17 protein-coding genes are annotated in these 14,339 nt (G+C 60.8%); 15 read left to right on the top strand and 2 right to left on the bottom strand.

Going from position 1 to position 14,339, the window contains the following annotated elements; genetic code table 11:
• The first annotated feature begins 34 nt into the window (after window positions 1-34).
• The 9 genes from JQ863_RS12685 to JQ863_RS12645 all read left to right on the top strand — a co-directional run bounded on the left by JQ863_RS12685 (window position 35) and on the right by JQ863_RS12645 (window position 9,186).
• Complete coding sequence (locus tag JQ863_RS12685) at window positions 35-664, top strand: TetR/AcrR family transcriptional regulator (protein WP_057817049.1); 630 nt, start codon at window positions 35-37, stop codon at window positions 662-664.
• Window positions 665-668: 4 nt separating this feature from the next.
• Entirely contained in the window at window positions 669-2,267 is a 1,599-nt protein-coding gene (locus tag JQ863_RS12680) for an acyl-CoA carboxylase subunit beta (RefSeq protein WP_204114559.1), read from the top strand.
• A gap of 9 nt (window positions 2,268-2,276) precedes the next feature.
• The gene (locus tag JQ863_RS12675; protein WP_138424255.1) at window positions 2,277-3,071 is read left to right on the top strand and encodes a crotonase/enoyl-CoA hydratase family protein; all 795 of its coding nucleotides are present in this window, start codon (window positions 2,277-2,279) and stop codon (window positions 3,069-3,071) included.
• Window positions 3,056-5,071, top strand: a complete 2,016-nt coding sequence (locus JQ863_RS12670) for an acetyl/propionyl/methylcrotonyl-CoA carboxylase subunit alpha (RefSeq protein WP_204114558.1) — start codon at window positions 3,056-3,058, stop codon at window positions 5,069-5,071. The genes JQ863_RS12675 and JQ863_RS12670 overlap by 16 nt, the downstream gene beginning before the upstream one ends.
• Window positions 5,068-6,234: an acyl-CoA dehydrogenase family protein gene (locus JQ863_RS12665; protein ID WP_036540250.1), complete on the top strand. Its 1,167-nt coding sequence runs from the start codon at window positions 5,068-5,070 to the stop codon at window positions 6,232-6,234. The genes JQ863_RS12670 and JQ863_RS12665 overlap by 4 nt, the downstream gene beginning before the upstream one ends.
• A 48-nt stretch (window positions 6,235-6,282) precedes the next feature.
• Entirely contained in the window at window positions 6,283-6,849 is a 567-nt protein-coding gene (locus tag JQ863_RS12660) for a biotin transporter BioY (protein ID WP_043753595.1), read from the top strand.
• Window positions 6,850-7,050: 201 nt separating this feature from the next.
• On the top strand, window positions 7,051-7,869 hold the full coding sequence (locus JQ863_RS12655) for an MBL fold metallo-hydrolase (protein ID WP_028288548.1): 819 nt from the start codon (window positions 7,051-7,053) through the stop codon (window positions 7,867-7,869).
• A gap of 208 nt (window positions 7,870-8,077) precedes the next feature.
• On the top strand, window positions 8,078-8,332 hold the full coding sequence (locus JQ863_RS12650; protein ID WP_141102078.1) for a hypothetical protein: 255 nt from the start codon (window positions 8,078-8,080) through the stop codon (window positions 8,330-8,332).
• Between the two features lie 107 nt (window positions 8,333-8,439).
• Complete coding sequence (locus tag JQ863_RS12645) at window positions 8,440-9,186, top strand: hypothetical protein (RefSeq protein ID WP_088626515.1); 747 nt, start codon at window positions 8,440-8,442, stop codon at window positions 9,184-9,186.
• A gap of 140 nt (window positions 9,187-9,326) precedes the next feature.
• Here JQ863_RS12645 and JQ863_RS12640 read toward each other — a convergent pair whose 3' ends face one another.
• Window positions 9,327-9,584, bottom strand: coding sequence for a helix-turn-helix domain-containing protein (locus JQ863_RS12640; RefSeq protein ID WP_043753586.1), 258 nt, complete (start codon window positions 9,582-9,584; stop codon window positions 9,327-9,329).
• A gap of 156 nt (window positions 9,585-9,740) precedes the next feature.
• Window positions 9,741-10,061, bottom strand: a complete 321-nt coding sequence (locus JQ863_RS12635; protein ID WP_239113282.1) for a hypothetical protein — start codon at window positions 10,059-10,061, stop codon at window positions 9,741-9,743.
• A 144-nt stretch (window positions 10,062-10,205) separates the two neighbouring features.
• Here JQ863_RS12635 and JQ863_RS12630 point away from each other — a divergent pair, with 144 nt between their 5' ends.
• The 6 genes from JQ863_RS12630 to JQ863_RS12605 are packed head-to-tail and all read left to right on the top strand — an operon-like array spanning window position 10,206 to window position 14,333.
• Window positions 10,206-10,562, top strand: a complete 357-nt coding sequence (locus tag JQ863_RS12630; protein ID WP_028093938.1) for a hypothetical protein — start codon at window positions 10,206-10,208, stop codon at window positions 10,560-10,562.
• A gap of 43 nt (window positions 10,563-10,605) precedes the next feature.
• Window positions 10,606-11,226 carry a lytic transglycosylase domain-containing protein gene (locus JQ863_RS12625; protein ID WP_204114557.1) on the top strand — a complete coding sequence of 207 codons (621 nt, stop codon included), beginning with the start codon at window positions 10,606-10,608 and terminating at the stop codon, window positions 11,224-11,226.
• Window positions 11,223-11,513, top strand: a complete 291-nt coding sequence (locus JQ863_RS12620; RefSeq protein ID WP_009803468.1) for a TrbC/VirB2 family type IV secretion system protein — start codon at window positions 11,223-11,225, stop codon at window positions 11,511-11,513. Before JQ863_RS12625 ends, JQ863_RS12620 begins: the two co-directional genes overlap by 4 nt.
• A gap of 12 nt (window positions 11,514-11,525) precedes the next feature.
• Window positions 11,526-11,804 (top strand): VirB3 family type IV secretion system protein, encoded by a 279-nt coding sequence (locus tag JQ863_RS12615; protein WP_204114556.1) that lies wholly within the window; start codon window positions 11,526-11,528, stop codon window positions 11,802-11,804.
• The gene (locus JQ863_RS12610) at window positions 11,794-14,169 is read left to right on the top strand and encodes a VirB4 family type IV secretion/conjugal transfer ATPase (RefSeq protein ID WP_204114555.1); all 2,376 of its coding nucleotides are present in this window, start codon (window positions 11,794-11,796) and stop codon (window positions 14,167-14,169) included. Before JQ863_RS12615 ends, JQ863_RS12610 begins: the two co-directional genes overlap by 11 nt.
• Entirely contained in the window at window positions 14,166-14,333 is a 168-nt protein-coding gene (locus tag JQ863_RS12605; RefSeq protein ID WP_204114554.1) for a hypothetical protein, read from the top strand. The genes JQ863_RS12610 and JQ863_RS12605 overlap by 4 nt, the downstream gene beginning before the upstream one ends.
• The last annotated feature ends 6 nt before the right edge of the window (window positions 14,334-14,339 follow it).

Raw genomic sequence — 14,339 nt, 5'->3', positions numbered from 1 at the left:
GGCGTTAGTTAGGCGTTGGGGGATACGAAAGTCTATGGCACAAAACACGGCAATCAAAGTCAACGAGACATCGCGCAGCGCGGTTGGACGGGACGGGGTGCTGGACATTGCCGCGCGGCTTTTCCGCGAACAAGGCTACGGGTCCGTTTCGCTCCGAAAAATTGCCGAGGCCGCCGGGATCAAGGCGGGTAGCATATACTATCATTTCGGTTCCAAGGACGAGATCGTCGCGGCCGTTCTTGATGCAGGGATTCGAGTCGTTCACGCGAGCATGAGAGACGCCATCACCGACCTGCGGGCCGATACCGACGGCGAAACGGTACTGCGCGCCGCGATCCGGGCGCATCTGCGCGCACTTCTTGATGTGAGCGATTATACATCGGCGAATGTGCGTATTTTCGGGCAGGTGCCGCAATCCGTCCGGGATGCCAACTTGCCTACGCGAAGGGCCTATGAGGCAGAGTGGGACAGTCTTCTGTCCCAGCTTAAGAAAGACGGCACGCTGAAGCAAGACGTCGATATCCGTCGCCTGCGCCTGATGCTGATCGGTACATTGAACGCCACGCTCGATTGGTTCGACCCGGACCGCGGTAGCGCCGATGCGTTGTCACGCACCTATGCCGATGTGTTCCTCAACGGGATACTCCAAAGACAGGATACCTGACTTCATGGCACGTCTTGAAACAGCGGTGCTGACCGCATCAGAGACCTACACCCGCAACCACGCCGCACTAAGCGAGCGCGTCGAAACGCTGCGCGCGCGGATCGCCGAAGCAACGGCTGGCGGCCGCCCCGATATGGTCGCGCGGCATCGCAAGCGCAGCAAGCTGTTGGTCCGCGAACGGATCGACCTGCTGGTGGATCCGGGCACTGCGTTTCTTGAGCTGTCGTCGCTTGCCGCCTACGGTCAATACGGGGGCGAGGTGCCCGGTGCGGGGATCGTGACCGGTATCGGGATCGTCCACGGGCTGCCCTGCGTTGTGATCGCCAACGATGCGACAGTGAAGGGTGGGTCTTTCTATCACGAAACCGTGCAGAAACACATCCGCGCCCAGGAAATCGCAGCCGAGAACCGGCTGCCCTGCCTCTATCTGGTGGATTGCGGCGGTGCCTATCTGCCAGAGCAGGACCGGGTTTTCCCCGATGCCCGCCATTTCGGCAATTCCTTTTATCGTCAAACCAACATGTCCGCGAGCGGCCTGCCGCAGATCTCGGCGGTCTTTGGAGGCTGCACGGCCGGTGGGGCCTATATCCCGGCCCTGTCGGACGAAGTCATCATGGTACGCGGCAACGCACGCATCCATCTGGGCGGCCCCTCGATCGTCAAGGTGGCGATCAACGAAGAGGTTGATGGAGAAACATTGGGGGGGGCCGAGATGCATTCGCGCTTCTCCGGTGTGTCTGACCATCTGGCCGAGGACGAGTATCATGCGCTTGCTCTGATGCGCGACATCGTATCCGAACTGGGCCTGTCGCGCCCGATGGGTCCCGATGCAACCTGCGCGCCGCCGGCGCGCAACCCAGAGGAACTGCTTGGCGTCATCAGCGCCGATCGCAAACAGCCCTATGACATGCGCGAGGTTCTGCTGCGCATGATCGACGCCGGCGAATTCCGCGAATTCAAGCCCGGATGGGGTGAGACGCTGGTCTGTGGCACCGCGCGGATTCACGGCTATCGAGTGGGCATTCTCGCAAATAATGGGGCGCTTGTGTCCGACAGTTCGCTCAAGGGCGCGCAATTCGTGTCGATGTGCGATCAACGCAACATCCCGCTTTTGTTCCTCCACAACATCTCGGGCTTCATGGTCGGCACCGAAGCCGAGCGCGGCGGCATTGCCAAAGACAGCGCCAAGCTGGTCTATGCCATGTCGGTTGCCAAGGTGCCGCGCCTGTCGGTCCTCTTGGGCGGCTCATACGGGGCAGGCAACTACGGCATGTGCGGACGTGGTTTCGCCCCGAATTTTCTCTTCGCCTGGCCCACGGCGGAACTGGCCACCATGTCTGCCGACATCGCCACAAATGTGATGCTGGAACTGCGCCGCCAGAAAGGGGGCGACCCGGGCAAGATGGAGGCCGACATGAAGCTAATCGAGGAGCAGGTTCGGGCCCAGTACGGTGAACAGTCCGATCCCTATTATGCCACCTCGCGGCTTTGGGATGACGGGCTGATCGAACCCGCGCAAACCCGCGATATCCTTGGCCTGTGTCTGGCCATCGTGACATCGGTGCCCGAAGCCGGTCGCCATACGCCTGTATTCAGAATGTGAGGCTTCAAGTTGACCAATACCTACAACACCATCCTTATCGAAACCGATGCGCGTGGCGTCGCCAGGCTGACGCTCAACCGCCCCGACAAACACAATGCGCTGAATGGCGAATTGATCGCAGAGCTATACGATGCCGCCGAAAAGCTGGCTGCAGATGACGATGTGCGTATTGTGGTCCTGACCGGCGCGGGCAAGAGCTTCTGCGCGGGCGGCGATTTCAACTGGTTCGCCTCTAATGTCGAGAAAACCCGTAGTGAAAGGGTCGCACAAAGCGCCACGCTGGCGCGGCTGTTGCGCCGCCTTGACACGCTGCCCAAGCCCTTGATCGGGCGGATCAACGGCCCGGCCTACGGTGGCGGTGTCGGCATGATCTCCGTCTGCGACTACACCATCGGCGCCGAAGGCGCGCGCTTCGGTCTGACCGAGGTCAAACTGGGCCTTCTGCCCGCGAATATATCGCCTTATGTGGTGGCCCGCATCGGCAAGGTGCATTCGCGTGAAACCATGCTGTCGGGGGCGTTGTTCGACACGGCCCGCGCCGAGCGGATCGGTCTGTTGACCGAGGTTGTCGCGCCGGGCGACTTGGACGCCACGGTGAACCGGGTGGTGCATGATCACCTTCAGGCCGCGCCGGGTGCCGTGGCCGATACCAAGGCGCTGATCGCCTATGTCGCGTCCCACGATCTGGAGACCAACATGATCTACACCGCCGACCGGCTGGCCGATGCGTGGGAGACGGAGGAAGGTATCGAAGGCATCAACAGCTTCATCAACAAGGGCGTTCCGTCATGGCGGGTGAAATGAGCTTCACCCGCGTTCTGATCGCCAACCGGGGCGAGATTGCCCGGCGCATCCAGCGCGGGTGCCGCAAACTGGGGCTGGAAAGCGTAGCGGTGTTTTCGGACGCGGACCGCGACGCGCCCTTCGTGGCCGAGGCCGATCATGCCGTCTGCATCGGTGGGGCCGCCCCGTCAGACAGTTATTTGAACGTCGAGGCCATCCTTGAGGCCGCGCGGGCGACGGGCGCGGGTGCGGTGCACCCGGGATATGGTTTTCTGTCTGAGAATGCCGGTTTCGCGGCGGCGGTCGAGGCGGCGGGCCTTGTGTTCATCGGGCCGGAACCCGACGCTATCGCGCGGATGGGCTCCAAGATCGAGGCCAAGGCTGCCGCCGAAGCCGCAGGCGTGCCCGTCCTGCCCGGCTATCGCGGCGAGGATCAGTCCGATGCGCGCCTGCTACAAGAGGCCGAGGCGCTTGGCACCCCCTTTCTGGTCAAGGCCAGCGCCGGCGGCGGCGGACGCGGGATGCGGCTTGTCTCCGATCTGGGCGACGCACCCGAAGCGATTGCATCTGCCCGGGCCGAAGCGCAGAGCGCCTTCGGCGATCCGGCGGTGTTCCTCGAACGCTATGCGCCCCGTGCCCGCCACGTCGAAGTGCAGGTTCTGGGCGACACTCACGGCACCGTGCTGCATCTGGGCGACCGCGATTGTTCGCTGCAACGCAACCACCAAAAGCTGATCGAAGAAGCCCCCGCCGCCGATCTTCCCGAGGCTGTGCGCGACCGCATGCGTGCGGCAGCGGTGCGGTTGGCGCAGGCGATCGGCTATCGCTCCGCCGGAACGGTGGAATACCTCTATGACCCCGGGCGCGGTGAATACTACTTTCTGGAAATGAATACCCGGTTGCAGGTGGAACACCCCGTGACCGAGGCGATCACCGGCATCGATCTGGTCGAATGGCAGTTGCGCATCGCGCGGGGCGAGCCGCTGGCGCTGACGCAAGGCGATGTGCAGTTTGACGGGCACGCCATTGAAATCCGCATCGCCGCCGAAAACCCGGCCGAGAATTTTCACCCCGAAACGGGCGAGATCACCCTTTGGGCGCCGCCTGCGGATGTGCGGCTGGACACTGGGGTAGAGTGCGGTTCGGTCGTCGGCCACCACTACGATTCCATGATTGCCAAGCTGATCGTCCACGCGCCGGATCGGACCGGGGCGATCCGCCGGGCGATCACCGCGATCGATGCTTTTGCCGTCGGCGGCGTCGGCCTGAACCTGGCCTATCAACGCGCGTTACTGGCACACCCGGATTTTGCGGCGTTCCGTCACCATACCTCGGGCCTGCCCGAGATGTTTCCAGGCGGCTGGACTGAACCGTCCGCTGATCCCCGGGACATGGCCTTTGCCGCGATGGCGCTGCATCTGCGTCTCGTGCCGGCGGGCGCGTCGCCCTGGGAAAGCCTAGGGTCATGGCGACTCACAGCCCCTGCGGGACAGTCCGGCGCGGCCTTCTATTGGGACACAACCAAAGACGAACCGATCCGCATGTACGGCTCCGGGTCGGGGTTGACTGCCATTCAACCGGACGGCCAGACCATCACGGTCGAGAGTGCCGTTTTAACAGGATGCCGTCTGAGCGGACGCATCGACGGGGTTCCGTTTTCGCGCATCGCTTACGTCGTGCGCGCGCCGAGTCACTGGCGAGTGCACCTGCAAACCCCTGCTGGAATGACCGCGACAGACCTGCGTACGCTGGAAGACCAGCATCTGCAACGTGCCACCGGCGGGTCTGGCGTCGCTGACCTGTTGTCCGCACCCATGCCCGGCGCCGTGGCCGAGGTGCGCGTCGCACTCGGCGACCGCGTCAAAGCCGGTGACACGCTGGTGGTGCTTGAGGCCATGAAGCTGTTGCAAAGCCTGCCCGCGCCGGTCGCGGGCGTGGTGACTGAAATCTATTGTGCACCCGGCGATACGGTCGCCGGGCACGCCCCACTTATCAAACTCGATCCAGAGGAAAACACATGACCAGACAAGACAGCATTACTCAGGTCACCGGCCCGTTCAACGAAGACCTCGAGATGATCCGCAACCAGTTGCGCCGGTTCATTGAAGCCGAGGTGACCGCCAAGGCCGAGCCTTGGGAGGAGGAGGGCAAGGTACCCCGCGACGTGCTGCGCCGGATGGGTGATCTCGGCGTGCTGGGGATGCGCTATGACGAACAGTATGGCGGCGCGGGGCTGGACGTGATGTCCAGCGTGGTTTTGGCCGAAGAGGTCGGGCGATCCACTTTCGGCGGGTTCTCGGCCACCGTTCTGGTCCACACCGACATGGCCTCGCCGCATCTGGAAAACGCCGGCACGCCCGAACAGAAGGCGCGCTGGATGCCGTCGATCGTCTCGGGCGAAATGATCACCGCCGTTGCTGTGACCGAACCGGGCGCGGGCTCGGACGTGGCGGGCATGCGCTCCCGCGCGGTGCGGGACGGGTCGGATTGGGTGCTGAACGGCACCAAGATGTTCATCACCAACGGCGTGCATGGCGATCTCTACTTTGTCGGTGCCAAGACCGATCCCGATGCCAAGGGGTCGCGCGGGATCACCATATTTGCGGTCGAAAAAGGCACGCCGGGCTTTTCGGTCGGACGGGCGTTGAACAAGACCGGCTGGCTGTGCTCGGACACTGCCGAACTGATCTTCGAAGATGTCCGTATCCCGGCCGAAAACGTCTTGGGCGAGGTCAACCGCGGTTTCTATTCGGTAATGAAGAACTTCCAGAACGAACGCATTGTGCTGGGTGCGATGGCCTGTGCCGAAGCGCAAACCGCGCTGGACATGACCGTGGATTATGTCAAGCAGCGCAGGGCCTTTGGCGGCGTTCTGTGGGACAAGCAGGCCGTGCGCCAACGGCTGGCCGACTGTCAGACGCGGATCGCTGCAGGACGTCAGCTGGTCTATCACGCCGCCGGTCTGGATGCCGCGGGCGGTGACTGCGTGAAAGAGGTCTCGATGGTCAAAGCCTATTGCGGCGAACTGGTGAACAGCGTGCTTTATGACTGCGTCCAGTTTCACGGCGGTATGGGTTATATGCGCGAAACACCGGTGGAACGCATGTCACGCGATGCCCGTGTGCAGGCCATCGGCGGCGGGGCGAGCGAAGTCATGTTGGAAGAAGTCGCCAAGCGCATGTGAGCTTACTATCCAAAAAATTAACAATCTACAGAAACAAGGACGAAAAAGATGAATCTGGAAACCACTCAAAGCCAAACACTCGCAAAACTTACCCAAGAGATCTCGATAATTCTCGTCGGCACAATTCTTCTGACACTATCCGCCAAAATCGTGGTGCCGTTCTACCCGGTTCCCATGTCTACACAAACCCTGGTTGTCTTGGGTCTGGGCCTTTTCCTGGGGCCGGTGCGCAGTAGTCTTGTTGTTGTGACCTACCTTTTTGAAGGTCTGCTTGGCCTGCCGGTCTTCGCAGGCACGCCTCCGGCTCTGGCCGGACCGGCGTATATTGCGGGTCCCACAGGCGGATACTTGGTAGGCTTCGCACTTGCGGCGGCCGCCGCCGGGTGGATTGTTCAAGCACTGCAAGGACTTCGGCCTGCGTTCAGAGCATCTGTCGCGGTCTTTTTGGGTTCGATAGTCATGTATTGCGCAGGGCTGCTCTGGTTGGGTGGCTTTGTCGGCTATGGCGAAAAGTTGCTGAACGCCGGTCTTTACCCGTTCCTTCTCGGGGATCTGACGAAGGCGACAATTGCTGTAGTTCTGTATACTGCTTACCATAATCGCCGCGCTGTGTGACTGCCAGCCCAAGACTGTATCAGACTGTTTCAGTCTCATACGGGCCTGGTCCAATGTAAGTTGAAATAGTCCGATGCCGGATTTGACAGGCATCGGACGCCAGCCTGAGGTTTCCGGCGCCATGCGAGAGCAATGCGCAAAACTGTGCGAACCAAATTGTTCGCAATCAATACCTGGTCGCACACAATGAAAAGAAGCAGCATGTTTTTCTCAGAGCCGGAGCCTTGCCGCGCGAAGGGAGTCGAATTGGCCCCTGGAATTCTGAGGATCGTCGCGAACAATCCCGGAAAGATGACCTACCACGGGACAAATAGCTACATCATTGATACGCCTGATGGTCGGTTCATAATCGACCCCGGCCCAGCAGAAGACAGTACACATTTCGGGGCAATCATCGAAAATTTGGGGGCCAAACCATCTGGGATTCTGCTCACACACCACCATTCTGATCATTTTGGAGTCGTCCCAGCCCTGCGAGCACGGACAGACGCACCTGTTTATGCCTCACGGGCATTCCCTGACGATGCATTTCGACCTGACCGGTTTCTGGAGGACGGACAGGTCATTGCCGGTCTTACCGTCCTGCACACACCTGGTCACGCGAGCGACCACCTTTGTTTCGCGAGACCTGACGGAGTGCTCTTCACGGGCGACCACGTTATGAGTTGGAACAGTTCGATCGTCAGCCCCCCTGACGGAAACATGCACGACTACTGCGCGCAGCTACAGCGGCTGATTGAGCGCGACGATAGGATCTACTTTCCGGGGCACGGACCTATACTCCGGGATCCGCAACCTTACGTCAAACGGTTGCTTTCCAACCGCATGCGTCGCGAGGCGGAGATCCTCGCCCACCTCTCAAACACCCCGGATTCGGTCCAGAATATCGCCGCTTCCGTCTACAAGAAAACCGACCCACAAATCGCAATGGCCGCAGGACGAAACGTTGCGGCGCATCTGGAGAAGCTGTTGTCTGAGTCGCGGGTGGTACAAGATGGCGGGGTCTGGAAATTAACATAAGAAGGATTATGCGCAACATGAAATTCCCCTATTTTCAATAGGTTTCGCCCTCTACCACCTCCCTGTGGGCGAACCTCTGGCGGCACCGACGCGGTCGGTGTCGCCCCTTTTTAACGAGCCAGGAATAAGTTCAACCGAGATCAGATCACGGGAACGTCCCAGCCGAATAGGACTGAAGAACCGAAGCAGAAAAGGCGGACACGAACCGGTGAGCATCGAAAAGGAAGAAGCGGTTCCGGTCGCGCGGCTTGTTGACGGTCGCAGTGATCGAACCGTTGGTTGGGTCTATCGCTGGAATACGTCAGAACTGTCCATCCTCTGGCTCGATCCCAAACGTACGGCACACCATATCGATCCCCCGTTAAGCCGGAACACGATTGCGAATGCAAAGACTGTCACCACCGATGAGGTTACTGACCTTTTGGAGGAGCTGTCGCTCAGGGGCTCAGCCGATCTGCTTTAGCATCAAGGCGCTCCAAGACAGTTACAAAAATTCGAATTTGACCGCTCGACGATAGTATATTATCGTAATCCTCAGATTCTGCATCACAGTCAATCGAGCTCTTGGATATGCGCAATTTCCTTCGTAATTTTTTTCTCGCTGTCGTCGCGGGAACGGCCTCGCTGAGCGGAGGTGGAAACAGCGCGTCGGCGCAGACCTACCCGATCGATTGCGCCATCCTGCTCTGCCTCTCCGGCGGCTGGCCGGCATCAGAGCCCTGTTCGCGGGCACGTGCAGAGTTCATACGACGGATCACGCCATGGCCTGTCGAGCCTCCCCTCCAGATCTGGCGTTGCCCCATGGGGGCCTCCTTCGAACCTGTAGACGACCCCGGTCGCACTCGGCGTGTCATTGACATCCTCTTCTCCAACGCTTCTACCCTGCCCCAGAACCTCGCGGAATCTGACCCCGAAAAAGCTGGCGCCCTCTTGCCTGCCGTCGTGCGGTCGAAAGGCGTCGAGCCACTACCTCACCCTGACGGGTTTGCGTTACATCTGATCCAGGACCGAGCCGACATCGACATCAGTGGACCGGAGTTCAACTTCATCCGCTCGATCCGTGTCTTCGATGTTCGGTATGCGCGCCAACACGAATCCCGCGACAGCGATTGCAGCCGTTTCGAAACAGTCCTTCTCGGTTCCTATGGAATCCAGGGCGATTTTTACTGGTCTCGTTCGTCCGTCGCCGCGTTGCCCGAGGCGCATGTCGGCTTGGAACGTTGGGGCGATCATTGCCCCTCCATCTATCACCGCTCGGTGTTCGTCGACTGGCGAGACTATGAGGGCAATTACGGGTTCGAGCAGGTGAACTACTAAGACGTTGTCCTCTGCACCAAACCTGCATTAGAGACCGTGGATCGCAGCGTCCCATAACAATCCGCTGTTATCATTGCCCTTCGGTCCCACCGAGGCTTGATTTCGTCATACCATCCGAGGCGACAGCCCTTCGCCTCGTCTTAAATCCGGTGATCGAGTTCCGTCGCCGCCTCGGCCGCTGCCAGTAGCGTAACCGCATCGATCTGCAGAGCACGCGCGAGTACGATCAACTCAACTACGTCGACCCTACGCTCTCCGCTCTCCAGTCGAGCGACGAAGGACTGGTGGCATCTGAGACGTAAAGCGAGCTCGGCCTGCGTTAAGCCAGCAGCCTTCCGCGCCGCAATCAAAGCGTCGCGAAGTGCCTCATGTCCCGAACTCCTGATCGTTTTCGCCACGTGTCACAAACCTCTTGTGACAGGGCTAATCTACTTTATAGATTATCTAAAAAGTGGATAATGAGCGTTTACATGATGATAGAGTCTCCGAATTGCACGCCGCCGATAGGGCCGGATATCACAAGACTGCGGCCCTTCGAAAAGGTCGCGGTCATTTCAATCGCCCATCAATTCCAGGAAACGACCGTAGTCCTGGCTCACCTCCCGAGCCTCTTCGAATGCTCGGGCACGCTCCTCCTCCAAGCACCGAAAGTAGCTTTGAATGTCCCGAATGTAGAGCTCAAAGTCGCTGCGGATGAGATCGGCATAGGCCCGCGCGGCTTCGGAATCGCTCGGCACGAACGGCCTGGGCGGCGGCAAACAGGACGCGGCGGAGGCTTCGCCCGCCAGGCACGTGACCAGAAGTATAGCTTGTGCCACGGCCATCATGCACAACCTGAGGGCGTCTAAACCCCTTATTTTCTTGATCAAATGCATGGGAACCGTCTATTCGTTAATTGAGCAAGAATCCGCTTGTCGCATCAAAAGTTTATCTTGTGCGTCGATACTATATCATCGTATGACTTGGTTTCAACACCTGAAGCCTGGTCATTCGCCCTATTGGAGAACGTGATCCGGGTGATGGACCTAGAAAAAGAAGCCCCGAATGTGGTCACCGAACCCAGATTCCGCGATCTGGTCGCCAGCGGCTATCGCGTCGAAGTTGTCTGTAAAGAAGACGCCTTCAAGAAAGGCCCCAACTGGCATGGGGTCTGGATTATGCGCGCTGTCAGCGACGACGGGATCGAGAAACTTCTGGTCACGGCCCGGACCCGAACCTCGCGCAACGACATCAAGATCCGCGAGATCAAGACCGTCACCGGCGTCATCTCCTTCCTGCAAGGGATCGGGTTCTCGCACGCCGATGTGCCTCTGGAAGAGGGCAAGCGGACGGTTCACAAGCTTTCCAGCGAAGAGATGGCTGCCAGCCGGGCTTAGCGCCCTTTTCTTTTCCTCCCTGGGCTTTCCGGCATCGGCAGACATGGTGCTGGTGATGGCGGGCGACGGTTCTCTTTCGCCCTCACGCCCCCAGGAACGGTTCGCGCGCAACTACAATGACGGGGTCGGCGTTGGCTCGGCTTCGGATGGGTTGCGCATTTTGGGCGAGGAGCGCCGCACTGAGCGACGTGAAGGGGTACGTGTCGCGGCGGTGACCCCTCGCGCGCCAAAGCCACACCCGGATATCCTCGCCGCGATTGAGGAGACCGGACTGCGCTACGCGAGCCACCCTGGGCTCCGAGCGGCGGATATCACCGTCACGGACTGGCTCCATCTCTATCGCGCCAATATCGAGATCGAGAGTGCGTACAATCCGCACGCCGTGTCCCATGTCGGGGCGGTCGGTCTCGGGCAGTTGATGCCCGATACGGCCCGCGCACTTAGCGTCGACCCTCATGATTGGAAGCAGAACCTCGACGGATCGGCCCGTTATCTCGCCTTGATGCTGGCCGAGTTCGGCGACGCGCGCCTCGCGCTCGCCGCCTACAATGCCGGGCCCGACGCCGTGCGCGAGCATTCCGGCATTCCACCGTTTCGAGAAACCCAAAACCACGTCCAGCGGGTGCTGGCCGTCTTCAACCGGCTGGAAGGAGCGTCCCCATGAAGCCATTGACGAAATCCCTGATCACCCTTGCCGCTCTCCTCATCGTTGCGGCAGAGCCGGCCCTGGCCCAGAGCATCGACCTCTCACCGATTCAGAGCTTATTACAGGGCATCGTGGACGCGCTGACCGGACCGCTTGGCGTCGTCATCGCCACCCTCGCGGTCCTCGGCGTGTTCCTCAGCTGGTTCTTCAACATCATCGATCTGCGCCAAGCCCTCTGGGTGCTGGTCGGCATCGCCGGCGTGGCCGCAGCTCCGACGATCGTTGCCGCAGTGTTTGGCTCGTAACCGGGGGCGAACGTGGCCGAACGATCGCCGCTATTCCTGGGCCTTGTCCGTCCGCCGAAGCTCCTCGGCCTGCCGATCATGTATGCCATGGTCTGGCTCTTTGGGTCGGTGCTGCTCTTCGTTTGGGTGCAGCATATGCTGGTGCTTGCGATCGCGGCGATCCTCTATCCGGTTCTCTGGAAAGCGGCTGATTGGGACCCCCGCTTCATCGATGTGATGATGACAGCGCTCCAGGAAACACCGCCGACGCGGAACCGGTCCATCCACGGGGGCGACAGCTATGCGCCATAGTGAAGCCCTAGGCGAGACCGTCGATGAACGCACCCTCATGCCGGACTGGTATGCCCGCGAGAAACGCCTCGCGCATATGCTGCCCTATGTCAGCCTCGTCGATGACCAGACAGTCCGCACGCGCGTCAACGAACTCTTCCAATGCATCCGCCTGAGTGGGGTGAACAGCTACACCACAGACGATGCCTACCTCGACAAGGTCACGGCGCTCTTCGCCCGGATCATCGCGCAGCTCGGGCCGGAGTTCAGCTACTACGTGCATAAGGTCTCGAAGTCGATCACCCCGGACCTGCTCCCGGTCCGGGGCGACGGCTTCGCGGCGGCGGTGGATGATGCCTGGCGCACAAAACTCGCCTCGGCCGGTCTCCGGGACAAGACCCTCACACTCACCATCATCCACCGCCCGCCGCCCAGGAGTTTCCTTGGTTTTGTGAACCGTTCCGCACCGGACCGTTTCAAGGAAGAGACCGCGAAACGGATTAGACGCCTCAAGGAGGCGGTCGGGGTCTTCACCTCTGGCCTCGCGGAAGTCAAGCCCCGCATCCTTTCGGCAGCTTCTGGCGAGTTGGCTGGGTTCCTCGGCGCACTCAACACCGGCCGCGAACTGCCGCTCTTTCCCGCAAACCGCTACGGGTTTTTGGCCTACAACGTTGCCAACACACGGGTGACGTTTCTGGAAGATCACTTCGAGCTCTCGGACGGCGTGGTCGGCCATCGCTTCGGCAAGAGCTTCACCATCGGCGAATATGCCGAAGGTACCACCTGCACCATGTTCGACATGCTGAACCTGCCGGTCGACATGATCGTCACCCATTCCTTCACACCGATCAATTCGAACCTGATGGCGGGCCGGATCAAACGCCAGAAGCGCCAGATGCAAGCCTCGCAAGACGCCGCTCTGTCGCTCCTAGAAGCACTCGACATCGCGCATGATGATCTTGAGGCCAAACGCCAGAGCTTCGGCGAGCACCACATGGTGGTGACCGTCTTCTGCGACAGCCTCGACGAGTTGCAAACCCTCGGGGCCGAGATCGTGAACGCCGCGGCCGCCGAGGGCGTGAAGATGATCGGCGAGCGGATGGCGGCAAAGTCGCATTATTTTAGCCAGCATCCCGGCAATCAGCCGAAACGGGTGCGCGCCAGTGCGGTCACCAACCGCAACTTTGCGGATTTCGCAGCACTTCATCGCACGCAGCGCGGGAAGGAAAAACACCAACTGCCCTGGGGCCAGGAGATCACGCTCCTCCCGACGCCGGAACAGAGCGCCTATCGTTTCTCCTATCACGAACAGGGCTCGCCAGAGAAAGAGCCGACCAGCGGGCATACCTTGATCTTGGGCCGACCCGGTTCCGGCAAATCCGTCCTCTCAGCCTTCCTGATGACTCAGGCCCGGCGCGTCGGCACACGCATCTTCGTCTTTGATTATCGGCTCGGGATGGAGATGGCCGTCCGCGCCAATGGTGGGCGCTACGCCTCGATCAAGGCGGGACAGACGACCGGTCTCAACCCGCTCTGGACCGAAATCGATGAGCGCGGCACCGCCTGGCTCTCGGATTGGCTCGCCTCGCTCCTCTATCGCTCTGACAAGCCCCTGACCCCGGCCCAGACCAACCGCATCCAGGAGGTGGTCCGCCAGAACGCCACAGCCACCAACCCGGCCTTGCGGAACTGGAAGGACTTCGCCTCGCTCTTTGTCTCGACCGACGACAATGGCGACCTGCATCAACGGCTCCTCGAATGGACGGAGGACGGCCGCTACGGCTGGATCTTCGGCCAGAGCCTCGAGGACACCTTCTCCCTTGATGGCGATGTCGTGGGGTTTGACCTGACCGGTATTCTCGACAGTGAAAGCGAGAAGGAACGGATGGCAGTCCTTTCCTATCTCTTCCGCCGCATCGAGCGCGAGATCGAGGACCGTCGCCCCACCATCATCGTGATCGACGAGGCATGGAAGGCGCTCGACAACCCGTACTTCGCCGAACGGCTCTCGAACTGGCTGGTGACCGCCCGGAAACAGAACACGGTCGCGGTGATGATGACACAATATGCGAGCCAGCTCGAACGCACGCGCACCGGCAAAACCATCGTCGAGGCGGTGCCGACGCAGATCCTGCTCCCCAACATCCGCGCTCATGCGTCCGACTACGCGATGCTCAACCTCTTCGAGAAGGAACTCGACGTGCTCCTGAACACCGGCAGCGACAGCCGCCTTGCCCTCATCCGCGACGACAGCGGCTCCGTGGTGGTCGATGCCGACCTCTCCGCCCTCGGTCCTCTCCTCACCATCCTCGGCGGCATGGAGAAGGGCGAAGCCCTCGTCGGCCCCGACTACCGCGACCGTCCTGATTTCTGGAGGCTCTCATGATCCGACCCCTCATCCTCCTCGCCGCACTCGGCGTTCTCTCTTCCTGCGCCGAATACCGCGAACCTCAGGCCAACTGTTTCGCCTTCCGCGCCTCGCTCGACCGGGAAGAGCCGGATTGCATCTTCACACCCATCGGAAACCCGGAAGACGGCGTTGAGGTCTAGGGTCGC

Source organism: Shimia biformata, from assembly GCF_016888515.1.
In the GTDB taxonomy this organism is placed as follows: domain Bacteria; phylum Pseudomonadota; class Alphaproteobacteria; order Rhodobacterales; family Rhodobacteraceae; genus Shimia_A; species Shimia_A biformata.
This window is presented reverse-complemented; position numbering and strand designations above follow the sequence as displayed.